Genomic DNA, 25032 nt, shown 5'->3' on the forward strand with positions numbered 1-25032 from the left:
GGGGGGGGGGGCGGGGGGGGCCCCCCCCCCGCGGGGGGGGGGGGGGGGGGGGGGGGGGGGGGGGGGGGGGGGGGGGGGGGGGCGCCGGCCCCCCCCCCCCCCCCCCCCCCCCCCCCCCGCCTCCCAGTGTTTCAGCGAGCGGTCGGCGACCGCACACCACGAAGAAAAGCGCAGAAACATCGTAAGGATGGTCATGTCCGCCACAGGCGCAGACGCGCCAGACGAGAGCGGCACGGGAAACGACGCAGCTCTTTCGGAACGCGCGTTGCGGTATCCGGCGGCCAACGACCGGCAGAGGCGGTCACGATCGGAGTGAGCATGTCTCTGACCGGGCCGCTCGGGGCGTTCGGCCCCCCTCGCGCAGAAGATCTGGACCGACGGCGTCAACAGCCGCGGTGGACTGCTCGGGCGTCCCGTCCAGCTCGTCGTCTACGACGATCGAACCGACGGCACGCTGGTCCCCGACATCTACCGGCGGTTGATGGACGTCGACGAGGTCGACCTTGTGCTCGGCGGCTACGGCACGAACGCGCTCGCTCCGGCGATGCCGCTCATCGCCGAACGCAACCGATATTTCGTGGGCCTGATGGGACTCGGCGTTAACACCGAGCGGCAATACCCGAACTACTTCGCGATGAGCGGAAGCGGTGCGCGGCGGATCAGCGGTGGCAGGCCGGACTCATGCTCTGGACCGCCCTGCACGGTTTGGTCAGCCTCTACAACGACCACGGCGCCATCCCCTGGCCGCCCTTGGACGGTCTGCTCACCGACCTGATCAGCTTGCACACCGGTCGGCCGGCGGCCGAGATCGGGGCCCTCCTGCCTCAGGGCGAGGGGGCGTCCGGGCCTGCCGGTCTCCGAGGCCCGTAAGGGCCGTGGCATCGGCATGGGCGACCTGCTTCTGCCTCCTGTGAGCGGACGTGGCGCCGCGCCGGTGACCGGTGGGGCGGCCATGTGTCTCCCTGAGCCCTGGCGCGGCCGTCGGCCGTCCCTCGCCGGATGAGGCGGCGAGGAGGCGGGCGAACCGCGGTCGACAGCCGGCGTCGGCAACGCGGTGCCTGCGCTGGCTGCCTCGAGCACCGCACGGCTTCGTGCTGGTCAGATGCCCAGCACGCGCCGGGCGTTCAGATGGGCGATCTTCTCCTTCACCTCGGGTGAAAGGTCGCACTTCTCGATCGAGTCCACCGCTTCGGCGGTGGACTCGTACGGGTAGTCGATCGCGAACATGACCGCTTCGGCCCCGATGCTCAGCACGGCGGCCTGCACGGCCTCCGGGGCCAGTACCCCGCTTGTGGTGATCAGGATGTTGCTCCCGAAGTACTGCGACGGCATCCGCTCAAGCGGAGCGTCGACCTGGAGCGAGCGGTAACGCGAGTCGAAGCGGGAGCGCTGGAACGGCAGAAACTCGCCGAGGTGCCCGAGGATCAGGGTCGCACCGGGGTGCCGGTCGAACACTCCGGCATAGATCAGCCGCATGGCGTGGCCGCCGGTCTCGGCCTGCCAACTCCAGCTGGCCCCGTACATCTCCGGCCGTCCGCGCATCACGTGCCAGTCATCGCGAGGCAGTGAGCCGGGGTGGAGGTACAACGGCACACGGAGTTCCTCCAGCGCGCTCCACAGTTCCCCGTACGCGGGATGGTCCAGGTACCGGCCCTGCGTGTGGTCGTTGACCAGCGCTCCCCTGAAGCCGAGCTGTTCGACGCAGCGTTCCAGTTCGATCACGGCGGCGGCGGGGTCCTGCAGAGGCAGGGCGGCGAACCCCTTGAAGCGGGTCGGGTGGCGGGCGATGGTCCGGGCCAGGTGATCGTTGGCGAACCGGGCGTTGTCGACGGCGGCGCCGGCGTCGGTGTCGGCCTGGATACCGGGGACGCTCAGCGACAGGACCTGGATGTCGATGCCGTGCGCGTCCATCTCGGGAAGACGGTGCTCCTCGAAGTCGGCCAGGCGGCGTCGGCAGTCCTTGGCGTACTGGTCGCTGACCTGGATCTTCTGGGGCGTCGAGGGCTGGCGCGCGAACAGCTCCGGGATGGTGAAGGCTTCTTCCAGCGCGATGTAGGTCATGGCAGGACTCCTTCGTCACATGTCCTTGTGGTGGTGTGCCGGTGGCCGGCGGCGGCGGTAAGAGCCTCAAGGCCGGCAGCCTGCCGGGCGGGGGCGAGACGTGTCCGCCCCCGCCCGGCGGCTTCCGGACGGCCCGGCCCCCTGCCGGGGGCGATGCCGCCCGGTCAGCCGTTCGGTGACCGGGCCGCGACGGAGCCGGCAGCGGTGCCGTTGCGCATACGGTGGGCGGCGCCGATGTGGACGTACCAGTCGATGAGTTCGGGGCTGTCGACGCTGCCGGGGTCGACCACGGAGCGCTGGGCGTCTCCGCGCAGCAGACGTTTCACGGGGACTTCGAGTTTCTTGCCGGTGCGGGTGTGCGGTATGCCGGGGGCCTGGATGATCTCGTCGGGGACGTGGCGGGGGGAGGCGCCATGGCGTATGGCGTCGCGGATCTTCTCGCTCAGCACGTCATCGACGTCGATGCCGTCGGTGGTGGTGACGAACAGCGGCATCCAGTAGCCGCCACCGTCCTGCTCGACCCCGACGACGAGGGCTTCCGCGATCTCCTCGAGCTGCTCCACCGGACCGTAGATGTCGCTGCTTCCCATGCGTATGCCGTGGCGGTTCAGCGTCGCGTCGGACCGGCCGTGCAGGATCACCGAGCCGTGGTCGGTGATGGTGATCCAGTCGCCGTGCCGCCATACCCCCGGGTAGACGTCGAAGTAGGCGCCGCGGTAGCGCGAGCCGTCCGGGTCGTCCCAGAAGTACAGCGGCATCGACGGCATCGGCCGGAGCACCACCAGCTCCCCCACCTCGCCCCGCACCGGCCTGCCGTCCGGGCCGAAGGCTTCCACGGCCACGCCCAGGCAAGGGGCGGACAGCTCACCGGCCCAGACCGGCGTGGTGGGTGCGGCGCCGAGGAACGCGGTGACCACGTCGGTGCCACCACTGGTGCACACGACCTGTGTCCGTGACCCGAGTTCGCCGGCGACCCAGTGTTGCAGGTCGGCGGGGAACGCCGAGCCGGTGACCCCCAGGCGCTCGAGAGAGGCCGGATGGTGGTCGGCGAGCCGCACACCGGCCTTGCGGCACGCCGCCAGGTAGCCGGGGCTGGTGCCCAGGACGTTCACCTCCAGTCGGGCCGCGAGCCGCCAGAGCGCATCGATGCCGGGATAGGCAGGGCTGCCCTCGTAACAGACGGCCGTTGCGCCCAGCAGCAGGCCGGCCACCAGGACGTTCCACATCATCCAGCTCGGTGTGGTGTGCCAGAGCAAACGGTCCCCGGAGCGCAGGCCCAGGTGCAGGCCCAGGTTCTTGAGCTGCTCGAGCACGACCCCGCCGTGCCCGTGCACGATGCCCTTCGGCGGTCCCGTCGTGCCCGAGGAGAACACGACCCACAGCGGGTGGTCGAACGGGACTGGTACGGGGGCCAGTTCGGCGTCGCGCTCGGTGAGCGCGGACCACGGGAGGGCACCGGGCACCGCCCCTGCCGCGTCCCCCACGGCGATGGTCGCCGTGAGGGTCGGCAGCGCGTCGCGCAGGGCTTCTACATCGGCGCGGCGGTCGATGTGCTTTCCGCCGTGGAAACAGCCGGTCGCGGCGATCAGCACGGTCGGCCGGAGCTGCGCCAACCGCGCTTCGGCCGCGGCGGCGGTGTAGTCCTGCCCGCACACCGCCCAGGTCGCGCCCAGACCGGCGGTGGCGAGGAAGGCCACGACGGCCTGCACGCCGTTGGGGAGGTACCCCACCACCCGGTCGCCCATGCGCACGCCGAGTTCGGTGAGCGCCTGCGCGAGTGAGGCGACCTGACGGCGCAGTTCGTGCCAGGTGATGGCCACCGGGCCGGTGTCCTCGGTCACCGTGATGACGGCGGTGTCGGTGCCGGTCCGGTCGCGGAAGACTTCGGCCGTGTAGTTCAGCGTGCTGCCGGGAAACCACACGCCTCCCGGCAGCGCCTCGGCCGCCAGCGCGGGCCCTGCCGGGCGCTCGGGCAGACGGAAGTAGTCCCACACCGCCGCCCAGAAGCCGTTCACGTCGTCGACCGACCACGCCCACAGCGCGTGGTAGTCACCGCCCAGGTCACGTCCGGCGCGTGGCGAGGCGAACCGCGCGAAGTCGGTGATCCGGGAGTGTTCGACGGCCTGTGGCGTCGGGGTCCAGTCCGGCTGCTTCGTGCTCATCCGGCGTCCCCCTCCTTCGTGGTCTCGAGCAGTGCGACCGTCGTGTGCACCGCTTTCGCGGCCATGGCCTCCCCCAGAGGGAGGCCATGGGTGTCGGCGAGGGTGACGAACAGCCGGTTCCCGCCGTCTCCGCAGCACGCGATCGGCAGCAGCTCCCCAGTGTCCACCGAGGTGACCAGCTCGTTCTCCCGGACCAGGGCGACGGCGTGTCCGGTGGTGGTGGCCACCCAGACGCCGTCCTGTGTCGGCCAGATACCGTCCGGCCGGGCGTGGGTACCGACCAGATGGGCGAGGTCGGCGTAGGTGCGCCGGTCCGTGAGCGCCCCGTCGCCCGCGACGGTGAAGGCGGTCAGCCGTTGCCGGGTGGTCTCGGCGACGAGCAGGGTGCGACCGTCGTCGACGAGGGCCAGGCCGTTGGGGAACTCGACGTCTTCGGTGGCCACGCGTACCGACCCGTCCGCTGCGACGCGCACCAACCGGCCAGGCCGTGGCTGCTCACCGGCGTGCGCGGCGAAGCCGACATCGTCCACGTAGAGGTTGCCGTGCGGGTCACCGACCATGTCGCCGAGCGGACCGGTGGCCACCGCGCTCAGGTCCGCGTAAGTGGCGAACTGCTCACCGGTCCACACTCCGATGCGCCGCTCATGCATCATGGCGCCGGCCAGCCGCCCGTCCGGCAGGAACCACAGGCCGTTGGGTACCGCGTCCAGCGGGATGCCCCGCCAGCGACCGCCGTGGTCGGTCCACAGTTTCCCGCCCTGTGTGTCGGACAGCCACAGCGCACCGCGCTGCCAGCGGGGGCCCTCCCCCCACCTCATCCCGGCCGCGTACTTCTTCACGCCACCGCCTCCTGTATCGATGCCGTCCGCGCCAAGTCGCGGGTGGCCTGCTCCAGTTCCGCCGTGTCGGTGGCCAGCGCGAAGGTGTAGCGGTCCGGACGGATGATCGCCGCGGCCGCCGAGTGGGCTGCCAGCCAGCGGTCGACGGCCGGTCCGGTCTCCGGGACGACCACGGCGTCCAGCCGGCGCCACATCTGCCGCACGTCCGCGGACACGGCGGAGGTCACCCCCGGGCTCCCGACAACGGTGAAGCCGTATCCGCTCGCATCGTCCAGCCTCTCCCCCCTCGCGCCGCGCGGCTGTGGGCTCAGCTGCCCGATGGCACCGCCGGGCCGGGTGACCAGGCCCGGTCCCAGCAGCGGCCGGAACCTCTCGATCGTCTGCGTTCCGTTCGGCTCGGGAACCGCGCCCGTACCGAGCGCTTCGATCAGGTTGGACTGCCGGGCGGATTCCTCGATGTAGGGGCGCACATGCCGGGCGCGCTCACTTTCGTAGGTATCGAGCAGCGCTGAGGGGCTCTCGCCCCTCACGACGGCGGCGAGCTTCCATGCCAGGTTCGCGGCATCGCGCAGCCCGGAGCACATGCCCTGGCCGAGCATGGGCGGCATCTGGTGTGCGGCGTCGCCGGCGAGCAGCAGGCGGTCGGACCGCCAGCCGCGAACGAGCCGGGCGTGCCACTCGTAGGTGTCGGTGCGCATGATCCGGTAGCTGCCCGGTTCCAGCCAGCGGCTCAGCAGGTCGTACACCGACTGCGGTCGTTCGAGTTCTGCGGCGTCGTCCTCGTCGAGCAGCATGAACTCGAAGCGGAGCATCGGCGGGAAGATCGGCAGATAGGTCACGGGCCGTTTCCCCCGGCACAGGATGAATCCGCTGTCCGCTGGGAGTTGTGCGGGATGTTCGAAGGGGTGGATGTCGATGATGAGGGAACGCTGAGTCCCGTGGAGGTCCTCGACTTCAGCGTTCATCGCCTGCCGGACGAAGGAGTTGGCGCCGTCCGAGCCGACGGCGTAGCCGGCCGTGAGCGCGCTTTCGGCTCCGGTCGACCGGTCGAGCAGCGTCAGCCGCACCGATGTGTCATCTTGCTCCATCGCGCTGACCGTCCAGCCGAACCAGAGGTCCACGTTCGCGTCGGCCGCGAGCAGCCCCCGCAGCCGCGACTCGAAGTCCGGCTGGTGGAACTGGTAGTCGGTGCGCCAGCCCTGGTCCGACTCCTCCTCGGGCAGCATCTGCTGTAGGAAGGCCCGCCCGTCCTCCCGGTGCAGTGTCCAGGCGGTCTGGCGCAGGAACCGGTGTTCCATGTCCTGCGCGCCCAGGGTCTGCAGAAGACGCATGATCTCGTCGTCGAGATGGGTGGCGCGCGGATGAGGGCAGACGAGCCGGTTGGGGTCGATGGCGGCGACCCGCAGCCCCTTCATCGCCAGCAGCCGTGCGAGGGTCAGCCCCACCGGGCCGCAGCCGACGACGGCGACGTCGTAGGTGTCCATGGTGTGCTCTCTCATTGTGTTTGTCCGGCCGTCGGCTCCTTGGCGCGCAGCGAGGGAGCGGGACGGCCCTGATTCCGCGGTGCTCGTCCGCCGGCAGCCAGGGTGAGGGCCGCACCGAGGACGGCGGGGACGGCGAACAGGATGAAGTTCCAACGGGGTTGGAGGCCGGCCGCGAGAATCCAGCCGCCGAGCGTGGGCCCGGCGATGGCGCCGACGCGGCCCGCTCCGAGCGCGACGCCCACCGCGCTGGCCCTCGCGGTCACCGGGTAGGAGCGCGAGATGTACACGTTGATCAGCCCCTGGACCCCGACCGCGCCGCAGCCGCCGACGATGACGATGGCGTAGAGCACCGGCAGCGGAAGCCGGGTGCTCATGGCGACGATCGCCGCGGCTCCGAGGACGAAGCAGGCCGTGATCGGCCCGCGTGATCCGGCACGGTCGGCCAGGAGCGACATGGCGAGCCCGCCGACGGTGGCGCCGAGGTTCAGCAGGATGAGGAAGGTCTGTGAGTTCTGCAACGGATAGTCCGCCGTCTGCATCAGCTGCGGCAACCAGGTGTTCACCCCGAAGATGAGCAGGAACGACAGGACCGCCATGGCGCAGAACATCACCGTGGTGCCGAGGTAGGGCGGCTTCAACACGAGCCACACACCGCGGCGGTCGGGGACCGGGGCCGACGCGCTGACCGCCCGGTGATACTCCATGGACTCGGGCAGCCAGGCGAAGGCCATGGGCAGCAGAAGCAGACCGGCGATGCCGCCGACCAGGTACTCCAGATGAAAGCTGTGCCCCGTCAGCAGGGTGTTGGCGACAAGGGCCGCGAAGGAACCGCCGACGGCGGTCCCGCACTGCACGATCCCTGAGAACAGGTTCTTGCGTCCGTCCGGGGCGAGTTCGAAGATCAGTGGGCCCATCGCCGGATAGATCGCGCCGACACCGAGCCCGACGACGAATCGGCCCGCGCCGAACAGCGACGGAACGGGGGCCACGGCGCAGGCGAACATCCCGGCGCTGACGGCCCCGATACTGATCAGCGTCGTGCGGCGCCGGCCGAACCGGTCGGTGAACTGGCCGACCAGCAAGGAACCGACGAGCATGCCGATGGGGGTGAGGCTGCCGAGCAGGCCGACGAAGGCAATGGAGAGGTGCCAGGGACGGTAGTCCAGAAGCAGCGGTGTCGTCGCGCCGAAGGCGACAAGGTCGAAACCCTCCAGTGTCATCACTGCCAGGCCGACGGCGAGTGCGGTGCCCGCCGGCGATGAAGGCCCCGGGGACGACCGGCCGCCCCCACGGGCGAACGCTGATGTGCTCAATGTTCCGGCTCCGATCTCGGCGCTCCCACCCGCCGCGACCGCTGACCGCGGCGCTGCGTGAAAGGGCGGAGGTACTTCTGTGCGGCGCGCCGACGGCGGGTCGGCTCGAGGAAGGGTGGTTCGGGCCTCATCGGTGTGAAGCGGACCGGGCGCGGGGCGGGGCCGCGTGCCCCGCTGCACTTCACGGTGTCGGGGACGCTCAGCCGTTGGCCGTGTGGGCACCGGTCATCAGCGCAGCCAGGTCCTCGGGGGCGAGGAACGACGGCGGAGGCGGAGGTCCCCAGGCATAGAGCGCCTGCAGGCCCTCGAAGGAGCGTGGCGTCCACAGCTGGTCGTCGACGATGCAGTCCATGTCGGCGTAGTACTCGCTGAAGTTGCCGGCCGGGTCCTTGAGGTACCAGAAGAAGTTCGACCCGATGTGGTGGCGGCCGAGCCCCCATACATGACGTTCCGGGTGCTCGGTGAGCATGCTCGTGGCGCCCCGGCCCACCTCGTCGACATCCGTCACCTGCCACGAGGTGTGGTGCAGGAAGTTCAGTGGCGCCTGCTGCACCAGGACGTTGTGGTGGTCGGTGGAGCAGCGCATGAACGCGGCCGTGCCGGGCACGACGTCGCTGACCTTGAAACCGAGCCCTTCGGTGAAGAACCGCTGGGTCGACTCCTGCTCCACCGAACCGATGACGACGTGGCCCAGGGCCAGGGGTCGGACCGGGTCGGTGCGGGAGAGCACGGGTGCCCGGGTGCCGGCGCGGTCCAGGCGTCCGGGGCCGTTGTACGGGGTGGCCGCGACGGTGACCCGGGTCAGCCGGGGTGCGACACGGACCTCGACCGATATACCGGCGATGGGTTCCCTGGTGCGCAGGGAGCCGGTGCCGCGTTCGCACGGCAGCTGGAGCCGGTCCAGGTTCGCGGCGATCCGGTCCAGGTCGTCGCCGTCGTCGGCGGCGACCGCCATCCCCAGCAGCCGCCGGACGGGAGAGTTCTCGAGGAAGAACTGCTCACCGCCCTCGACGGTGGCGAACCGTCCGGGTGCCACCTGCTCGAGTCCGAAGTCGACGTAGTAGTCGGCCGCCTCGGCCACATCCGGCACTCCGACGGTGAGTGACTGAAGCCTGTGCAAAGCCATGGAGCGCCCCTCTCTCAGGCGGCGACGCAGGTCTGCCGGAGCTGTCCGATGCCCTCGATACGCGTGACGACCTCGTCTCCCGGCCGCAGATAGCGCTGGGGAGTGCGGGCGTGTCCCACTCCTGAGGGGGTGCCGGTGAAGATCAGGTCGCCCGGCAGCAGCGGGCACACCGCGGACAGCCGTGCGATCAGTTCCGGGACCGGGAAGATCATCGAAGAGGTGCGTGACTTCTGGACGCTCTCCCCGTTGACGAGGCACTCGATCGCAAGGTCGTCCGGATCGGCGAACTCGTCGGCCGTGACCAGCACCGGGCCGGTCGGCGCGAATCCGGGGAAGGATTTGCCGAGAGAGAACTGCGGCACGGGGCCCACGGACTGCACATCGCGCTCGGAGTAGTCCTGCCCCACGGTCAGCCCGGCCACGTAGGACCAGGCGTCCGCTGCGGCAACGTGCTCCGCCCGGCGCCCCATCACCACCACCAGCTCGGCCTCCCAGTCAACGCGGCCACCGGGCAGCCGCAGCTGCGTGTCGGGGCCGGTGAGGGACGTGGCGAACTTGGTGAAGACCGACGGGGACTCAGGCGTCGCCAGGCCGGCCTCCTCGGCGTGGTCGCGGTAGTTCAGCCCGATCGCGAACACCTGCCGCGGTGTCGGCGAGACGCTGCCATCCGGCCCCGCCGACGCCTGGACACCCGCAGCCTCCAGCTCAGCGGCCCAGGACCGGAAGGCGTCCCACTCCTCGAACACGGTCAGCGGATCAGCCGGGAACCGGCCTGCACTGGCCTGCTCGGCATCGATCACCGCCTCCCCGGTCACCAGACACATCCGTCCTGCTCTGGTCGTCGTCCGCATAGCGTGCCCCTCCGGTCTTCCAGCTTCTGGATGACTGGAGTCAACGCCCTTCCCAGTCGACACGTCAAGAAAATCTCGAGATTTTTTTGGAATATCTAGATGCGCTAGAATCTGCGACATGGCGACTACCAGCTCCATGACCCGCGCCGAGGAGATCTACCAGCGGCTGCGCGCGGACATCCTCAACGGACGACACGAACCCGGTTCACGTCTGCGGGTGGAGGCGCTGAAGGAGAAGTACGGCGCCAGCAGCGGGGTACTGCGGGAGGCACTGCCCCGGCTGGTCGGCCAGGGACTGGCGACCTTCGCGCCGCAACAGGGGTTCCGGGTCGTCACCGTCTCACCCGAGCGCCTGGAGGAGCTGACCGAGGCCCGCGTGTTCATCGAGACCCACCTTGTCCGGGAGTCCGTCACCGCCGGCACCATCGAGTGGGAGTCCGATCTGCTCGCCGCGCACCACCATCTCGCTCGCGTTCCCGTCTTCGGTGACGCCGGCGAAATCAACGAACGCTGGCTGAACGCCCACGCCCGCTTCCACCGCGTCCTGCTGGAGGGATGCCCCAACCGGCAGCTGCGGGACATCGCCACACAGCTGCGCGAGGCAGCGGAGGTCTACCGCTGCTGGGCCCGCACACCGACCGAGCACAGCAACCGCGATATCGCGGCAGAGCACAAGACCATCTGCGATCGCGCCATCGAACGGGACGTACCAGGCGTCGTCGAGGCGCTCAGCCGACACATCACCATCACCACGCACCTGCTGCTCAACGACTACGGGCGGCGCGAGGACGAAAGCAAGCAGGACCGCGGCCCCTCCTCCCCGTGAGGGCCGGGCTCGGAGTGCGGGAGCCCGGCACACCGGCCGGCTGACGGGGTCTTCCCGCGGAGAGAGAACCCCCGGCGGGCGTGTGCGTTTCCGAACGGCGCAGCGCCGGACCGGTGAAGGGAAAGGCCGCCCCTCGCGACCGCCTTCCCGGGAACAACCGCTATAGAAGAGTCGGCTGTACAACGGTCGGCGCCGACGGCGGGAAGACTGTGCGGCACAGCTGGGTCATTGAGTCTGGTCGGCGGCGTGATCAACGAGTACAGCTACGCCTCTTGCCCAGGAGCGACCATTATTCGAGCCCCACAGGATACCGCCGCATCCACGGCGAGCTCGTCGGCCTGGCACGCAACCTCGCCGCCTCCACGGTCTGGAAGATCCCGAAGGGGGCCGGGTTCGACCCGTCGCCGCAGCGCACGGACCGCTCCTGGGCTGCCTTCCTCGCTCGCAATTTCCGGCGCATCAACACTAGTCAGGTTGGAAGAGGCTCATTGGCCCCTGCGAGCGCATGTGCCTGCCGCGGCCGACGTACTGCCGTCGTCGGGACTCATACTCGAAGTAGGTACAGAAGGTGGTGAAGACGGAGTCAGCGCCACAGGGCCCGGCCCGTTTCTCCCCGTGGCCGCGGGGAGAGGGCGCTCACCAAGTTGCAGCTTCGGGGCGTGCGTTCAGCGGAGGACCGCCGTTACCGTGGCGGTGGCGTAGTCCCAGAGACGGTCGGCGGCCTCATGGTCGAGCGCGTGGGCGGCGACGCCGCCGGGCTGTTCCTCGGCGCCCTGGACAGGGCGCGCCTCCTGGTTGTCCTCAAAGTAGCGTCCGGTGATACCGCTCACCAGTGGGGACGCAGCGAGCAGCACCGACGTCGAAGCCCCCTGGGTGGGCTCCTTGTAGTAGGGCTGCGGGATGATGTTTCCCTCTTCGTCGATGGCGCCGAGGGCCCGCATGGTGGCGTCGTCGATGTGGCGCTGCAGGTTCGTGTTGATCCATCCCGGGTTGACCGCGTTGGCAGCGATCCCATCTGTAGCCCAGCGGCGGGCCCCCACCGCGAGCAGGACGTCCGCCGTCTTCGACTGGCCGTACGCCGTCCAGCGATCGTAGGGCCGCCGTTCGAACTGGGGGTCGTCGAAGTCGAACGCTGCTGTCAGATGGGCCCCGGAGCTGACGATGACGATGCGGGCCGAGTCGGCCTGGCGCAGACTGCCGTGCAGCGCGGTGGCCAGCGCGAAGTGCCCGAGGTGGTTGGTTGCGAGCTGCAGCTCCCAGCCCTGGGCGCTGACCGTGCGCTCCGGGACGGCCATGATCCCTGCATTGGCGACGAGGATGTCGAGCGGGCCCTGCCAGGTGCGTGCGAAGGCGTCGACCGACAGAAGGTCTGCCAGGTCCAGCGCCGCCACCCGGACCGATCCGGAGCCGTGAGCGGCCGTGAGGTCACGGACGAAGTCGGCGGCGGAGGCGGGATTGCGCGTGGCGATCGTAACCTCCGCTCCGGCGCCGGCCAGGGCGCGGACCGTCTCGACACCGATCCCGGAGGCTCCGCCGGTCACGAGGGCCCGGCGTCCGGTGAGGTCCACGCCGTGGATGACCTCCGCGGCGGTGGCATGCGAGTGGAAGGGGGTGGTCACGCGGTCGTGATCGTCGTACATGTGGAGCCTTTTCATGGGGGCCTTCGGTGTTCCTTGACGCTACAGTCGTAAATGTGGACGCTCTATAAGCAAAAGTCCGAGAAACTTGCTCAAACGTCCAGAAGGAGTCCCGGATGGATCCCCTAGAGGATGTTCTGACCCTGCTCGACACAAGGAGTCACCTCTCCTCGAGCCTGGTCGCGGGAGGCCGGTGGGCCATCCGGTTCGACGCGCCGTCCGATGTGAAGTTCAACGCCGTCCGGCGCGGTCACTGCCTCATCGAGGTCGAGGGCATGGGCGACCCGCTCGCCTTGGAGGAGGGAGACTGCTATCTGCTGACCCAGCCGCGACGCTTCACCCTTCGCAGCGACCCGCAAGCCGTGGCCGTCGACGCCGACCGCGTCTTCGCGTCGCCCGTGGGCGGGGTCGCGCGCACGGGCGACGGGGAGGACGACGTCCTCCTCGTGGGCGGCCGCTTCTCGTTCAGCGACCGGGCGCACACACTGCTGCTCGAAGGCCTGCCTCCCTTAATACACATACCTGCCGGAACGCCTCAGGCCGAGACCCTGCAATGGGCGCTCGCCCATATCGACCGTGAACTGCGCGACGGGCTCATGGGCTCGATACTGGTGGCCGAGCACCTGGCGGTCGTGATGCTCGTACACGTCCTGCGTCTGCACCTCGCGCGGGATCCGGAGGCTGTTTCCGGCTGGCTCGCAGGCCTCGGAGATCCGGTGGTGGCGGCGGCGCTGACCTCCTTGCACAGCCGACCGGAGCACCCGTGGACGGTCGCCGAGCTCGCGCAGGCCTGTGCCGTGTCGCGGTCGACGCTCGCCGCACGTTTCAAGACCACGGTCGGCCGCGGGCCGCTCGACTACCTGAACCGGTGGCGGGTGGAACTCGCCTCACGCCACCTGCGGCAAGGGACCGACACGGTATCCGCCATCGCCCGCACGGTCGGCTACGGCTCCGAGAGCGCGCTGAGTACGGCCTTCAAGCGGATCAACGGCATGTCACCCCGGGACTACCGCAAAACGACACAGGCGTCCTGAACCCGTGGAATCGGGAGCTGCGACCTATGGCCGCGCCGATACCGTCCATCACACCGGTGGAGATTGTACTGCGAGAATCCCGACTGCCCGAAGACGACGTTCGCAGAACAGGGCGGGCCTGACGGTGCGCTACCAGCGGCGGACTCCTGCTCTGCAGGCAGCCGTGAACGCGATCGCGGTTGCCCTGGCCGGGAAGGCCGGCATCCGGCTGCTCCGCAAGCGCGTCATCCTCGTCGTCCACTCCCGCCGCAGCCCCCAACGACCTGCCGACTACGGTCCCTGGTCGATCAACGCCCACGAAAATCTTGGATGAGCCGAACGTTTGACAGGCCCCGTACTGGCGCTACCACCTCGCCCGCGAGCATCATCGCGCCCACCCAGGTCAAGCACCGGACTCGTACGCCCTTGCAGCTTGATCAACTTCGTCACTCAGGAAGAGCCGCACCCATCTTCTTTCGCACGCCCGCCGTTGGTTCCGCGCGAACCCGAACGGCGCGGACGCGGTTGCCGCCGCGACGAAGGCCGCCGACGCCGCCCGGCAACGCACAGCCCAGTACCTCCTGGCAACGCAGCTGGAGCAGCTGCGCGAGCCGGCATCGATCCAGCGCCCGACCGGAGCTCCAGCCGGTGGGCCAGCCTCCTCAACCAATATCACCATGCTGCCTGACCTGCATGGGTGAAGTTCTCGGCAAGGACAGGACTGCGGCCATCCTGTCAGCACTCTCCACCGTGTTGCTTGCGATGGTGCTGAGGTCCTCCCCCGCCATGACCAAGACCACGCTGTGGACCGCAGCAGCCGATGACCGAATCCAGAGGGCTGTTGAAGCCCTCCTCAACAAGCCGGAAGCCGACGGGACGATCGACCGACTCAGTGGAGCGGCGGGCATGTCCCGAGCGACCTTCCTGCGGCATTTCGCGCGGGAGACGGGAATGACTGTGGGTGGCTTCCTTGCCCCGACCCGTCGGACGAGCCGCCCCTGAGGCCAGCCACTGCCGCGAAGCTCCGCGCCAATGCCGCGGCCATCCACCAGCTCGGGCGTCAGCACGGCTTGCTCGGGCCCCTGTTCGGAGCCCGCCGCCCGCCGACCGCAACAGCCCCTATGAGCCATGCAGTCCCGCTCGCTGAGGGCCTGGCCCTCAGCGAGCTCGTACCGATGCCAGCGGGTCAGCCGCGACTCAGTCTCGACTGCGCCACCGCGCTTCAGTCCGTGGAGGATTGCAGGTGGAGGACGACGGCTGCCGTTCCGAGCGGCGGAACGTCGACCGGGATGGCACGGTCCGGCTCCGGGCTGATGTCGCGTGGAGCCAGGCCCAGGTAGTTGGTGCGGACTGCGCGGGCAACGGCGAAGGGGACGCTCAGACGGCAGATGACGGGGGTATCGACCACCGACTGCAGACGCAGCAGCACTCTGCCGTGGTCAGGAACGGTGACGCCGACGAGTCGAATCCGGGAATCGTCCAGGGCCAGGAACTGTGTCTGGGCGAGAGCTTCGGTCCGGGCTCCGGCGCGGGCGCGGACCGGCACCAACGGGTGGCTGGTGACAGCCGCGACGCGTACGGCGAGCTCGTCGGCGTGGGCCGCGGCGTTCCCCGCGGTTGTGGTGAACCCGACGCTGTAGCGGAAGACGTGGTCGAACGCCTGCTGGGCGGGGAAGTTCGTGTCCCAGATGTTGTTGTGCACCCAGGAGAAGACACTGGCCGGCTCTTCCTGCGGCAGCGACTGAGGGTAGGGGACGTAAGGGATCGCGATCCCGCCGAGCTGGACGAGCGGGGCGTCGGCTGTCGCCAGGGCGGCGTGGTGGATGCCGTCGCTCAGGCTGATCCAGCGCCGGATGGCACGCATGTGGGCCGCCGAGCCCGGCACCGTCTCACGGTCGGTACCGAGGACACCGCCCGTGGCCTCCGTGTGCACGACAGGGTTGTCAAGGGCGAAGGGAAAGGCGAAGAAGGCACTTTCCTTGGTCAGTGTGGCGGTCTTCTCGATGCGGTTCTCTATGTCGATGCGGGCCGCGTTGTGCGGAAGGTGCACCTTGACGCGGAGTCGACGGGTGCCGGCCGGGGCGCATTCGTAGACCAGGGTCTGGCCGGTGGCGTCCGCCGTGCGGTCGACGAGTGCCGCGGGCGGGGCGGTGCTGCGTGAGGCGAGCAGGTGCATCGAGTCGTCGGCGACGGTCTTGCTGGACTGGTGGTTGAACGCGCCGGCCGTGGCGTACTCGTCGTAGACGTAGCCGTTGAAGCCGATGACGGCGTCCTGACGGACCATCTCGTGACCGGTGACCTTGTCGACGATGGAGGCGATGCACGCCTCACGCAGGTCGACCGTGACGCGCAGGTGGTCGTTTTCCAGGACGGTGGCGTCGGCGGACAGCGTCGTGTCTTCGCTGTCCTGTGCCATGGGCTCGGCGCTGGTGACGATGTCCAGGCGCACGGCTCCGCAGGCCGGCACGTCCGTGACAGGCACGTGCAGGAAACGGCCGGCCGCGCGGTGGCGCTCGTTGCTCTGGGCCTCCTCCGCGAAGGGCAGGGGTGTGCCAGTGCGCGCGTCGAGGACCTGGACGGCTTCGCTGAGCGCGACGGTGCTCTCCGGCAGGAAGAGCCGTGCGGTCTCGGTGCGCGGCCAGCTGCAGGTGTTCACGGCGTAGAAGGAGGCCAGAGCGTCGTCGGGGGCGGCGAAGGCTTCGCCCAGCAGGGCGGAGGCCGCGTCCAGGAGGGTCTCCGCTCCGTCATGGGCGCGCATGGCCTGGGAGTACTTCCAGTGCCACTGCTTCTCACCGGACCCGTGGCCGTGGTCGCCGTGGGTCCAGGGGTCGCCGGCACCCCAGGTGTGTTCGTTGAACAGCGAAGCGGACCGGTAGACAGTCGGTGCGCTCGTGGTGACGGCCGTGCTGCCGGGGACACCCATCAGGTGGGCGTACCCCGCCACGGTCTGTGCCTCGGCCAGGGCTGCCTGCCCGCGTCGGGTGGCGGCCAGCGGGACGGCACCGGCACCGACTCCGTCGACCCACCAGTCGCTCCAGTCCCCCCGGTAGGTCTCCAGGCGGTCTCCGACGCGCTTCTCGGCGTCCTCGAAGAAGTCCTGGTTGCGGGAGGCCCGCAGCTGTGGATACGCCCACTGTTCGTTCCAGCGGCGCACCGTGTCGGAGATGATGCGGCGCGGCGGGCCGTTGTCCGCGAACTTGCCCAGCACCCGCAGATGCAGGACGTCCCACGGATAGGGGTCGGCCGTATCGGGCAGGCCGAGGGCGGGGAAGCCGGGGATCCCCCGTCCTCCGTGGGGGTAGGGGAACTTGGCCAGCGCGCTGAGGTAGGCGGGCAGCAGGTCGTCGACGTGGTCGTAGGATTCGTCGAATCCGAGGATCGAGCCCTCCATGTAGGCCAGGCCGTGCGGGGTGTCCGTCCGCCAGACCAGGACGCTGTTGCCGCTCGGCGCCTGCCAGCGGAACAGGCGGGGAAGGTGTTCCCCGCCGACGAGGTGGGGCACGGCGCGGCCCGCCCAGTTGTGCGCCACGGACAGGTAGCGGATGCCGTTGTCCGTGAGGACGTCGGGCAGACCCACCACCTGACCGGGCACGTCCGTTTGCATGGCCGTGGTGATGTCGACGCCGTGCCGGTCGCGCAAGTCGGTGATCGGGCGCAGCAGTTCGTGCAGTTCATCGGTGGAGCAGGTCTCGGTGTGCAGATTGAACGGCATAGCCGTGAGTTCGACCCTCCCCTCGCGCACCCGGTCCAGGAAGCTCTCCACTTGGCGCCGGGGCCGGTTGGCCTGCCAGTCCTGGAAGGAGTGAAACGCTTCGACGGCCCAGCGGAACCGGGCAGGTTCCGGCCAGTCGTCGGTGTCCCGGCACAGCTCCAGGAGCGAGTCGAGGTAGGCGCGGCTCTCGGCCATCACCCGGCCCTGCGGGTCGGTGTAGCCGATGTCCAGGTGGGAGTGGAGCACCAGATGCAGCGTCCAGTGGCGCTGCGGGCGTGCCTCGAAAACGAGTTGGGTGCCCTCTTCGAGTTCCGGAAGCTCGATCAGCAAGGAGGTGGGTGCGTCCACTTCCGGGACCAGGAGGCGCGTGTCGCCTCCCGGCCCCGGCATGATCTCGCAGTGGACGGGGGTGCCCCCGCTGGTGGTGACGGTGGCCCTGGTGACGCGCTGTCGCGGGGGTGCGCCGTCGGGGCGGTGTATCCGCAGCCGGATGGACTGCAGCAGGCCGCCCGTCCCGTCATGGCGCAGCAGAGGCTCTCCCGACAGCCGCACCTGCAGGCCGCCGAGGCCGGCAGTGGTGGCCACGCGCTCCTTCAGCAGGTCGCGCGCGATGTCGGCGTCCCACCAGGACGGCCGGGTCAGCGGTGGCTTGGGCATGGTGCGTGAGGTCCTTTGCGTTGAGGGTGCGGTGCTGCGGTCCCGCCGCGTCAGGAGGGCTGGCGGCGCTGGTGGGTGGCGTCGGCGAGGGTGGCGAAGATCTGGACCATGGCCGACTGGTTGAGGGTCGCGGCCGGCGCTGTGGGGTCGTAGTCGCCGCCGTTGGAGGCTTGGAAGCGGAACAGGCCGGTGGAGGCGTCCCGGTTGGACTTGTATGTGCTGTCCGCGTAGGCGCTCATGGCTTCCGCATAGGCGGAGTTGGGGCGGACGGTGTCCAGGTCGAGCACGTCCTTGAAGTAGAAGGCGTTGAAGACGGCCGGCTGGTCGTGCAGACGGCTGCCCTCGGTCCAGTACGCCAGGGAGCCGCGGGCGTCCTCCACCGCTTTCTTCAGGTACCCGACGTTGCCGGTGCCGCGGTAGAGCGCGGTGGCGGTGCCGATCATGGAGCCCGAGTTGTAAGTCCAAAGGGTCTCGTTGGTGCTGCCGTCGTCGCCGCGGTCGTTGACGTACAGGCCGGGCGCCTTGCGCATGCACGAGTACACCCAGCCGTACCACCGCTCTGCCTTGTCGAGGTAGGTCCGGTTGCGGGTGTGCTCGTAGAGCCGGGCGGCGAGCTGGGCCGACAGGGCGGTGACGTTGGTGGCCCGGATGTTGTTGTTGGGCGAGTCGTACCAGTCCATTCCGCCCGGACATGTCTTGGTGGTGTCGCCGTCCCAGGCCCGGGAGACGACGGGCACGACCTGCTCGGCCCGCTTCAGGAAGCGTTCGTCGCCGGTGGCCTCGTACTGGTCGAGCTGAGTCAAGGCGACCACGGCGTTGTCGTCGTAGTACACGTCACCGCCCGTGCCCAGAGGGGCAGGCAGATACGACTCGTAGCCCGGGCGCTCGCCACGGGTGAGGTAGAGCTCGGCCGTGTCGAACCGCTCGGCCGCGTCATGCCGGTAGGAAGACCCGGTGAGCGGGAGTTCCTGCATGTCGACGGCTGCCTGCGCGGCCTCGCGGAACGGCCACAGGTAGGAGTGCTCCGGGTCGGCGGCCTGCCGGGGTGTGTGCTCCAGGTACAGCCCGTGGTGGTCGGAGCCCTCGTACAGGTGCTTCTGCAGGGCGCGGTAGGTGCTGGTGGCGCGGTCGGCCCATTCGTCGGAGGAGACCGGGCGGGCACGTTCGGGGCTCTGGGCGTATGCGGGGGCAGCGGTCCAGAGCAGGCCGGCGCAGACGACGGGAGCGGTGGCACGGGTGAGCAGCGATCGCAGCATGAGTGTTTCCCTTCGCGACGGTGAGGAGGCAGGAGAGGGCGTGCGGGCTCAGCGATGGATCTTGAGGCTGCTGACGAAGAAGCGCTGGGCGGAGAAGAAGAGCACCAGGGTCGGCAGGGAGACCAGGAGGGCGCCGGCCAGCACGATGGGCGGCCCGACGTTGGAGTAGTTGCCCTGCAGGTCGGCGAGCGCGGCCATGACGGGCCGGATGTTGCGGCTCGTGACCATGGTGATGCCGAACATCAGGTCGTTCCAGACGGCCACGAACTGGAACACGAACACGGCGATCATGGCGGACCGGGTCAGCGGGACGTGGATCTGCCAGAACACCCGCCACCACGACGCACCGTCCATGCGTGCGGCTTCCACGACCTCCCGCGGTAGCGTCAGGGCGTAGTTGCGCATGACGAAGAACGCGAACGGGACCGCGATCGCCGTGTAGATCAGTACGAGACCGATCTGGGTGTCGTACAGCGACGTGTGCGCGTACGACAGGAACAGGGGCCTGATGAAGACCTGCAGGGGCAGCAAGGTGCCGGAGTAGATCACCCAGAACCACCATGCCTGCCGTTTGACGGGCATGATGATCGTGGCGAAGGCGGCGAAGCCGGCGATCACCGCGGCGGCCACGGCGCTGACCACGGCGTACAGGAGGCTGTTGCCGAGAGCCGGGCCCAGGTTGGCCTTGTCCCAGGCTTGGGACATGTTGTCGAACAGCCCGAAGTCCTGGGGCAGCCAGTGCGGGCTGCCGGAGTAACTCCCCGCGGGTACCAGCGCGTTGACGACGAGGAGCCAGGTGGGCACCAGCCACAGCACGGCAAGTATCGCAATGGTGGCGTTGCGCAGAACTCGGCCAAGGGACATCGTCATACGCCTTTCACGTCGAGCTGGCGGCGTAGGTAGAGCCAGGAGGCCGCCAGCACGATCACGGTGAGGACGACCGCGATCGCCGCTCCCGCGCCGGGCCGCAGTTCCAGGAAGGTCTCGTTGTACATGGACACGGCGAGTGTCTCGGTGGCCCGTCCGGGGCCACCTTGGGTGAGCACCCAGATCAGGTCGAACGACTTGAGCCCGTTGACCAGGCTCATGCCGATCACGATGATCGACACCGGGCGGAGCTGGGGCAGGACGATGTGGCGGAACTGCTGCCAGCCGCTCGCACCGTCCAGGGAGCCGGCCTCCAGGGTCTCGGGCGGGATGGACTGCAGCCCGACCAGGAAGAGGATGACGGCCACGCCGGTGGCCTGCCAGGCGTTGGCGAGGATCATCACGATGGTGTTGCCGGGCCAGGTCAGCAGCCACCCCTGCGCCAGCGAATCCAGCCCCAGGGTCGTCAGGACCTGGTTGACGGCGCCGTCGGTGGTGAGCATGAAGTTCCACACCACCGCCACCGCGGATCCCGACAACGCGTAGGGCAGTACGACGCACAGTCGTGCGAGGCGCGAGAAGCGGCCGGTGTTGGTCATGCAGGCGATGGCGAGCCCCAGCACGAACGGGAGCACGACCGTGCCCACCACCCACATCAGCGTGTTCTGGATGGAGCGGGAAAGCGCCGGGTCGGAGGCGAACAGCGAGTAGTTGTCGAACCAGCTGAACGGCGAGGTCCGCGTGTCGCTGAAGAAGCTGCGGTAGACGGTCCACGCGAACGGGGCCAGCAGGAACAGCGTGACCAGGAGGACAGCCGGAGCCATGAATCCGCCGGCCACCAGACGCTCACGCGCGGTGCGCCACGTATGTGCAAGGGGGGAACGCCGCATCGCACGCTGGGGCGCTGCCGGCCCGCTCGCCGCAGTCGGCGGGCGTTGGTCGGTCATTGAATTGCTCATGCTTCATCTCGCTTCCAGGCCGCCCATTCGTCGTGTGCACGCTCCTGCATCCGGCTCAGCGTGGTGGCCGGCGAGGTCTGCCCGGCCATGAATCCGCCGAGGTCGTTGGTGTTGCCTTGGATGAGGCTGGGCGGGCTGGCCTCCCAGTAGCGGACCAGCGCCAGCCGGCGATTGCGGGCGATGTCCCGCTGGAGCCCGGCCACCACCGGGTTGTTGGAACTCACCTTCGGGTTGGCGGAGCTGTCCTGCAGGAAGTCGCTCCACACCCGCTGGACGGACGGGTCGAGCCAGGCCCCGACGTTCGCCATCGCGGCGTCGTGCGAAGACGCGCGGCTGGGCACCACGAAGACGCCCGACTCGGCGATCACGCTCTTGGAGGTGGAGGGCCGCACCGTGGGAAGGATGAAGGCGCCGTAGTCGGTGCCCGGTTTCATGCCCGCCGCCGACATGCCGGATGCCTGCCAGGTGCCGTGCAAGAACATGCCCACCGTGCCCTCCTTCAGCGCTCCGGGGCCGCGCGCCTGGTCGAAGTCGGGGGATGTCATCCAGCCTTTGCGCATGAAGTCGTGCCAGATGTCCATCGCCTGACGGGCCCGGTCGTCGGTGTAGGAGGCTTCGCCGGCCACCAGTCGCTGGTAGAAGTGAGGGTCGACCTTGCTGACCAGTTCCTGGAACCACTCGATCGCGGGCCAGCCGCCCACCTGGCTGGCGAGAAACGGTGTGATCTTGTTGCGCTTGAGGACTTCAGCGCAGTGCAGAAGCTCGGCCCAGCTGCCCGGGGCGGACAGGCCCAGCTTCTTGAACACCGGCTTGCTGTAGAAGAGCACGTAGTACGACTCGTACAGCGGGATCCCGAACGCCTTGCCGCGGTAGGAGACGGCCTCCCGTGATGTGCCGCGCACCCATCCCTTGTCCGCGTACTGCTCCCAGACGCGGGTCAGGTCGGTGAGTCCGCCGGCACGCGCCAGACGCTTGAGCTGATAGCCGGACGCCCACTTGATGAGGTCGGATGCCTTCGAGGTCTGCAGGGTCATCTGCACGACCTGCTGGTACGAGGTGACCGACGGATTCGACAGCGGCCTGAGCGCGTAACCGGTGATCTTCTTCAGCTCGCGGCCGGCCGAGCGGTAGCCGTCGTCCCAGGTGGCGTTGTCGTTGGAAATGCTCGTGGTCCCCGGCTGCGCGGACGTGCTCGTCCCCCGGGCACAGCCCCCCGCCGTCAGAGCGGCCGCGCCGGCGGCCATCCCGGCAAGGAAGCGACGCCGTGCAAGCGGCACGGCTGCGCTGCTGGTCCTGCCCGATGCTGACATTGATCACCTTCACGGAATCGGGCCACCTGCATGGCCGGATGTGAATCACAGGGCGCCGGTGATGCCAAAGAGACCCCGGATCTGCCCTGTGTGTGTTGCGTGGAGGTTAACGACACCATTCCGGCGGTAGCAAGACTTCGGGACGATAAGAATCCAACCCCAAGACAGTTCCCCATAACTCTGCTGGTCAAAGACGCATCCATACCCCAAAGGTCCAACGGGAAGGGCGTGGACACCTCCAGCCAAGCACTGTTATCGTTAACCTGCCGTGGAGCCGAGTAAGGAGCAGATGTGCCCGCGTCTCGTTCATACGACCCCCACCCCAGCTACCAGCCGGTCGGCGGAGAGGTGATGGTCGGCTGGCCGGCCCTGGCCGCAGATCTGCCGCTCGGCCCGCTCGTCCTGGCAGTCGACGGCCCCGCCGCCCTCGACTGGGCCGCGCTGGCCGATGGTCTTGCGGGAGCCGTGCGCTCCGCGGGCCGCGACGTGGACCTGCTCGATGTTCGCGACCACTACGCGGCGGCCGGTGAGCGGATAGCCGCCCAGCCTGTCCCCGCCGGTGATCCGTTCTTCACTCCGCTGTCCCAGGCACAGGTCGCGGACCTGTTCGACTCCGTTCCACGGCCCGAGCGGCCCGTGCAGGATGGAGTGGTGGTGGTGTACGGGCCGGGCGCATCGCTGTGCGGTCCGGATGTGCTGTGGTACGCGGACCTGCCGAAGCGGTACGCCGAGGCAGCGGTGTCGAAGGGCGAACTGCCGGTCGGCGTCAACCTGGGGCGCCCCGCCGAGCCCGGCGAACTGGTGCGCCTGTTCTACACCGACTGGCCCGTGCTGGACCGGCACCGCGACGCGATCGCGGGACGTGTCGACCGATGGATCGATGTACAGGACACGGCCCGCCCGGCCGCACTGGACGGTGCCGCGCTGCGCAGCACCCTGGCGTACCTGGCCCGGGGCCCGGTGCGCACCCGTCCGTACTTCAACTCCACCCCGTGGGGCGGCCAGTGGGCGGCGAGTGAACTCGGCTTCACCCCGCAGGCCGGCAACACGGCCCTCGGCTACGAGCTGATCGCGCCCGAAGCGGGAATCCTGGTCGGTGATAAGGGCGGGGCCCAGGTCGAGGTCCCGTTCCAGCTGCTGTGTGTCGAGCACCCCGAGGACATGCTCGGTGAAGACGTGCACCGCCGGTTCGGCACCTCCTTCCCGATCCGCTTCGACTACCTCGACACGATGGGCGGCGGCAACCTGTCCCTGCACCTCCACCCGCGGGAGCGGTACATGCGGGAGGTGTTCGGCTGGCCGTACACCCAGCACGAGACGTACTACGTCACAGCCGGCGAGGACGGCGCCCAGGTGCTGCTCGGCCTCACCGAGGACGCGGACCTCGACACCATGCGGCGCCAGGTGGAGGACGCCATCGACAACGGCAACCCGATGCCCGTCGAGGACCACGTCCAGTCCCACCCGGCGACGGTGGGCCAGCTGTTCATGATTCCGGCAGGCACACCGCACGCCTCCGGCGCGGGCAACCTGGTGCTGGAAGTGAGCGCGACCCCGTACCTGTACTCCCTGCGGTTCTACGACTGGCTGCGCAAGGACGCCGCCGGTGCCTCCCGGCCCATGCCCTACGAGCACGGCTTCGCCAACCTGGACACGGCCCGGCGGGGAGAGGACGTCACCAAGGACCTGATCCAGCGGCCGCGTACGCTGCGCGAGGGTCCGGGCTGGCGCGAGGAGGTCATCGGCGCACTGCCTGAGATGTTCTACGCAGTGCACCGCCTCGTCGTGGCGCAGGGCGCCGACATCCTCGACGACACCGCGGGCCGCTTCCACATTCTCAACGTCGCCGCGGGCGAGGGCGCCCTCGTCGAAACCCACGACGGCCGCACCCATACCCTGGCCTTCGCGGAGACCATCACGATCCCCGCCTCGGTCGGCCCATACCGCGTCCGCGCGCTGGGCGGCGACGAGGTGAAGATCGTCAAGGCGCTGGTGGTCGAACCGTGACCGTGGCCTCCACGGGGCGGGCCTCGGCGCCGGTTCCCGTCCTCGACATCGGCGGTACTCATGTGACCGCCGCGCTCGTCGCCCCCACCACCAGCCACCCCATCCCGTCCACGGTGATCCGCAAGCCCCTGAGCTCGCACGCGGGAGCCGACGCCATCCTCGACACCATCGCCATGGCCGCCCTGGCGCTGCCCGCCGGGCACGGCCTGTGCTGGGGTGTGGCAATGCCTGGCCCCTTCGATTACGCCACCGGCGTCGGCCGCTTCACCGGCATGGGAAAGTTCGAGTCCCTGTCCGGCGTCGATGTCCGGGCCGGCCTGCGCAAGCGGCTGGCCGACCGGTCCGAGCGGCTGCGATTCCTCAACGACGCCGATGCGTTCGCCATCGGCGAGTACGGCGCCGGTGCCGCCTCGGGTCACGACCGTGTCCTCTGCCTGACGCTGGGTACCGGCGTGGGTTCCTCATTCCTGTCCGCCGGCCGTCCTGTCCACACCGGCCCCCTGGTGCCGCCGAGCGGACACGTGCACCGCCTGACGGTGCACGGTCGGCCGCTGGAGGACACGGTCTCGCGCCGTGGCATCCGCACCCACTACGCCCGCCTTGCTGCCGCAACGGACGGCCAACTTCTCCCCGATGTGCATGAGATAGCCCAACGCTCCAAGAAGGGCGACGCCGCTGCGGCAGAAGCCTTCCGCTACGCTTTCGACGCACTCGGCCAGGCCCTGGCTCCATGGATCGACCGTTTCGAAGCCACCGCGGTGGTCATCGGTGGCTCCATGGCCCAGTCGTGGGACTTGATCCACCCTGCGCTCACCAAGGGGCTGGCTTCGGCCGGCAGACCGGATGTACCTGTTCTACCGGCCCGGCAGCCTGAGGAGGCCCCCTTGATCGGGGCCGCCCGCTGGGCACAGGGCGTATCAGACGCCTCATGAAGACCAGGGCACCGATGCAG

General features: G+C 69.3%; 20 protein-coding genes and 1 pseudogene. 8 read left to right on the forward strand and 13 right to left on the reverse strand.

The genetic code is table 11. The features are described 5' to 3' along the window. Window positions 1–349 precede the first annotated feature (349 nt). Window positions 350–640 (forward strand): annotated as a pseudogene (locus ACFYOY_RS44765) (ABC transporter substrate-binding protein); the annotation flags it as partial. Between the two features lie 41 nt (window positions 641–681). Then, a complete protein-coding gene (locus ACFYOY_RS44770; protein WP_388593654.1) occupies window positions 682–870 on the forward strand; it encodes a hypothetical protein in 189 nt (62 codons plus the stop codon). 228 nt (window positions 871–1098) lie between these two features. Here the strand turns inward: ACFYOY_RS44770 and ACFYOY_RS44775 are convergent, their stop codons facing one another. The 7 genes from ACFYOY_RS44775 to ACFYOY_RS44805 all read right to left on the reverse strand — a co-directional run bounded on the left by ACFYOY_RS44775 (window position 1099) and on the right by ACFYOY_RS44805 (window position 9836). Beyond that, window positions 1099–2061, reverse strand: a complete 963-nt coding sequence (locus ACFYOY_RS44775) for an amidohydrolase family protein (RefSeq protein WP_351906346.1) — start codon at window positions 2059–2061, stop codon at window positions 1099–1101. Between the two features lie 164 nt (window positions 2062–2225). Then, on the reverse strand, window positions 2226–4223 hold the full coding sequence (locus ACFYOY_RS44780) for an acetoacetate--CoA ligase (RefSeq protein ID WP_351906349.1): 1998 nt from the start codon (window positions 4221–4223) through the stop codon (window positions 2226–2228). Further along, window positions 4220–5062 carry an SMP-30/gluconolactonase/LRE family protein gene (locus ACFYOY_RS44785; RefSeq protein WP_388593658.1) on the reverse strand — a complete coding sequence of 281 codons (843 nt, stop codon included), beginning with the start codon at window positions 5060–5062 and terminating at the stop codon, window positions 4220–4222. Before ACFYOY_RS44785 ends, ACFYOY_RS44780 begins: the two co-directional genes overlap by 4 nt. Beyond that, window positions 5059–6546 carry a bifunctional 3-(3-hydroxy-phenyl)propionate/3-hydroxycinnamic acid hydroxylase gene (locus tag ACFYOY_RS44790; protein ID WP_388593661.1) on the reverse strand — a complete coding sequence of 496 codons (1488 nt, stop codon included), beginning with the start codon at window positions 6544–6546 and terminating at the stop codon, window positions 5059–5061. Before ACFYOY_RS44790 ends, ACFYOY_RS44785 begins: the two co-directional genes overlap by 4 nt. A gap of 11 nt (window positions 6547–6557) precedes the next feature. After that, window positions 6558–7766, reverse strand: a complete 1209-nt coding sequence (locus tag ACFYOY_RS44795; protein WP_351906358.1) for an MFS transporter — start codon at window positions 7764–7766, stop codon at window positions 6558–6560. Window positions 7767–8058: 292 nt separating this feature from the next. Then, window positions 8059–8985 carry a VOC family protein gene (locus ACFYOY_RS44800; protein WP_351906361.1) on the reverse strand — a complete coding sequence of 309 codons (927 nt, stop codon included), beginning with the start codon at window positions 8983–8985 and terminating at the stop codon, window positions 8059–8061. A 14-nt stretch (window positions 8986–8999) separates the two neighbouring features. Beyond that, window positions 9000–9836: a fumarylacetoacetate hydrolase family protein gene (locus tag ACFYOY_RS44805; RefSeq protein WP_351906364.1), complete on the reverse strand. Its 837-nt coding sequence runs from the start codon at window positions 9834–9836 to the stop codon at window positions 9000–9002. Between the two features lie 118 nt (window positions 9837–9954). On the opposite strand from ACFYOY_RS44805, the gene ACFYOY_RS44810 reads away from it, so the two are divergent. After that, entirely contained in the window at window positions 9955–10662 is a 708-nt protein-coding gene (locus tag ACFYOY_RS44810) for a GntR family transcriptional regulator (protein WP_351906367.1), read from the forward strand. Window positions 10663–11327: 665 nt separating this feature from the next. Here the strand turns inward: ACFYOY_RS44810 and ACFYOY_RS44815 are convergent. After that, on the reverse strand, window positions 11328–12317 hold the full coding sequence (locus ACFYOY_RS44815) for an SDR family NAD(P)-dependent oxidoreductase (protein WP_388593666.1): 990 nt from the start codon (window positions 12315–12317) through the stop codon (window positions 11328–11330). A 98-nt stretch (window positions 12318–12415) separates the two neighbouring features. Here ACFYOY_RS44815 and ACFYOY_RS44820 point away from each other — a divergent pair, with 98 nt between their 5' ends. From ACFYOY_RS44820 to ACFYOY_RS44830, 3 genes are all read left to right on the forward strand, one after another. Further along, on the forward strand, window positions 12416–13333 hold the full coding sequence (locus tag ACFYOY_RS44820; RefSeq protein WP_388593669.1) for an AraC family transcriptional regulator: 918 nt from the start codon (window positions 12416–12418) through the stop codon (window positions 13331–13333). Window positions 13334–13496: 163 nt separating this feature from the next. Further along, window positions 13497–13646: a hypothetical protein gene (locus ACFYOY_RS44825; protein ID WP_351905924.1), complete on the forward strand. Its 150-nt coding sequence runs from the start codon at window positions 13497–13499 to the stop codon at window positions 13644–13646. Between the two features lie 359 nt (window positions 13647–14005). After that, window positions 14006–14314 (forward strand): AraC family transcriptional regulator, encoded by a 309-nt coding sequence (locus ACFYOY_RS44830; RefSeq protein WP_351905927.1) that lies wholly within the window; start codon window positions 14006–14008, stop codon window positions 14312–14314. A 220-nt stretch (window positions 14315–14534) separates the two neighbouring features. Here ACFYOY_RS44830 and ACFYOY_RS44835 read toward each other — a convergent pair whose 3' ends face one another. Genes ACFYOY_RS44835 through ACFYOY_RS44855 form a run of 5 tightly spaced genes read right to left on the reverse strand, consistent with a single transcriptional unit; the run spans window position 14535 to window position 22073 of the window. Next, the gene (locus tag ACFYOY_RS44835; RefSeq protein WP_351905930.1) at window positions 14535–17681 is read right to left on the reverse strand and encodes a glycoside hydrolase family 38 C-terminal domain-containing protein; all 3147 of its coding nucleotides are present in this window, start codon (window positions 17679–17681) and stop codon (window positions 14535–14537) included. Between the two features lie 50 nt (window positions 17682–17731). Next, the gene (locus ACFYOY_RS44840) at window positions 17732–18937 is read right to left on the reverse strand and encodes a glycoside hydrolase family 76 protein (RefSeq protein ID WP_351905933.1); all 1206 of its coding nucleotides are present in this window, start codon (window positions 18935–18937) and stop codon (window positions 17732–17734) included. 48 nt (window positions 18938–18985) lie between these two features. Next, window positions 18986–19807, reverse strand: coding sequence for a carbohydrate ABC transporter permease (locus ACFYOY_RS44845; protein WP_388593673.1), 822 nt, complete (start codon window positions 19805–19807; stop codon window positions 18986–18988). Continuing rightward, entirely contained in the window at window positions 19804–20763 is a 960-nt protein-coding gene (locus tag ACFYOY_RS44850; RefSeq protein WP_351905939.1) for a sugar ABC transporter permease, read from the reverse strand. The genes ACFYOY_RS44845 and ACFYOY_RS44850 overlap by 4 nt, the downstream gene beginning before the upstream one ends. Beyond that, window positions 20760–22073, reverse strand: a complete 1314-nt coding sequence (locus tag ACFYOY_RS44855; protein ID WP_351905942.1) for an extracellular solute-binding protein — start codon at window positions 22071–22073, stop codon at window positions 20760–20762. The genes ACFYOY_RS44850 and ACFYOY_RS44855 overlap by 4 nt, the downstream gene beginning before the upstream one ends. Before the next feature lie 351 nt (window positions 22074–22424). Here ACFYOY_RS44855 and ACFYOY_RS44860 point away from each other — a divergent pair, with 351 nt between their 5' ends. Together ACFYOY_RS44860 and ACFYOY_RS44865 are read left to right on the forward strand one after the other, a co-directional pair. Continuing rightward, window positions 22425–24080, forward strand: coding sequence for a class I mannose-6-phosphate isomerase (locus tag ACFYOY_RS44860; protein WP_388593712.1), 1656 nt, complete (start codon window positions 22425–22427; stop codon window positions 24078–24080). Then, window positions 24077–25012, forward strand: a complete 936-nt coding sequence (locus ACFYOY_RS44865) for an ROK family protein (protein WP_388593676.1) — start codon at window positions 24077–24079, stop codon at window positions 25010–25012. The genes ACFYOY_RS44860 and ACFYOY_RS44865 overlap by 4 nt, the downstream gene beginning before the upstream one ends. Window positions 25013–25032: the final 20 nt, after the last annotated feature.

The organism is Streptomyces sp. NPDC007875 (assembly GCF_042868035.1).
Classification (GTDB): domain Bacteria; phylum Actinomycetota; class Actinomycetes; order Streptomycetales; family Streptomycetaceae; genus Streptomyces; species Streptomyces antimycoticus.

Bases quoted from the DNA above. Each gene is read 5' to 3' on its own strand.
- ACFYOY_RS44770 (WP_388593654.1), top strand. From the start codon at position 682: ATGCTCTGGACCGCCCTGCACGGTTTGGTCAGCCTCTACAACGACCAC.
- ACFYOY_RS44775 (WP_351906346.1), bottom strand. From the start codon at position 2,061: ATGACCTACATCGCGCTGGAAGAAGCCTTCACCATCCCGGAGCTGTTC.
- ACFYOY_RS44780 (WP_351906349.1), bottom strand. From the start codon at position 4,223: ATGAGCACGAAGCAGCCGGACTGGACCCCGACGCCACAGGCCGTCGAA.
- ACFYOY_RS44790 (WP_388593661.1), bottom strand. From the start codon at position 6,546: ATGGACACCTACGACGTCGCCGTCGTCGGCTGCGGCCCGGTGGGGCTG.
- ACFYOY_RS44795 (WP_351906358.1), bottom strand. From the start codon at position 7,766: ATGACACTGGAGGGTTTCGACCTTGTCGCCTTCGGCGCGACGACACCG.
- ACFYOY_RS44800 (WP_351906361.1), bottom strand. From the start codon at position 8,985: ATGGCTTTGCACAGGCTTCAGTCACTCACCGTCGGAGTGCCGGATGTG.
- ACFYOY_RS44805 (WP_351906364.1), bottom strand. From the start codon at position 9,836: ATGCGGACGACGACCAGAGCAGGACGGATGTGTCTGGTGACCGGGGAG.
- ACFYOY_RS44810 (WP_351906367.1), top strand. From the start codon at position 9,955: ATGGCGACTACCAGCTCCATGACCCGCGCCGAGGAGATCTACCAGCGG.
- ACFYOY_RS44815 (WP_388593666.1), bottom strand. From the start codon at position 12,317: ATGAAAAGGCTCCACATGTACGACGATCACGACCGCGTGACCACCCCC.
- ACFYOY_RS44820 (WP_388593669.1), top strand. From the start codon at position 12,416: ATGGATCCCCTAGAGGATGTTCTGACCCTGCTCGACACAAGGAGTCAC.
- ACFYOY_RS44830 (WP_351905927.1), top strand. From the start codon at position 14,006: ATGGGTGAAGTTCTCGGCAAGGACAGGACTGCGGCCATCCTGTCAGCA.
- ACFYOY_RS44835 (WP_351905930.1), bottom strand. From the start codon at position 17,681: ATGCCCAAGCCACCGCTGACCCGGCCGTCCTGGTGGGACGCCGACATC.
- ACFYOY_RS44840 (WP_351905933.1), bottom strand. From the start codon at position 18,937: ATGCTGCGATCGCTGCTCACCCGTGCCACCGCTCCCGTCGTCTGCGCC.
- ACFYOY_RS44845 (WP_388593673.1), bottom strand. From the start codon at position 19,807: ATGACGATGTCCCTTGGCCGAGTTCTGCGCAACGCCACCATTGCGATA.
- ACFYOY_RS44850 (WP_351905939.1), bottom strand. From the start codon at position 20,763: ATGAGCAATTCAATGACCGACCAACGCCCGCCGACTGCGGCGAGCGGG.
- ACFYOY_RS44855 (WP_351905942.1), bottom strand. From the start codon at position 22,073: ATGTCAGCATCGGGCAGGACCAGCAGCGCAGCCGTGCCGCTTGCACGG.
- ACFYOY_RS44860 (WP_388593712.1), top strand. From the start codon at position 22,425: ATGGTCGGCTGGCCGGCCCTGGCCGCAGATCTGCCGCTCGGCCCGCTC.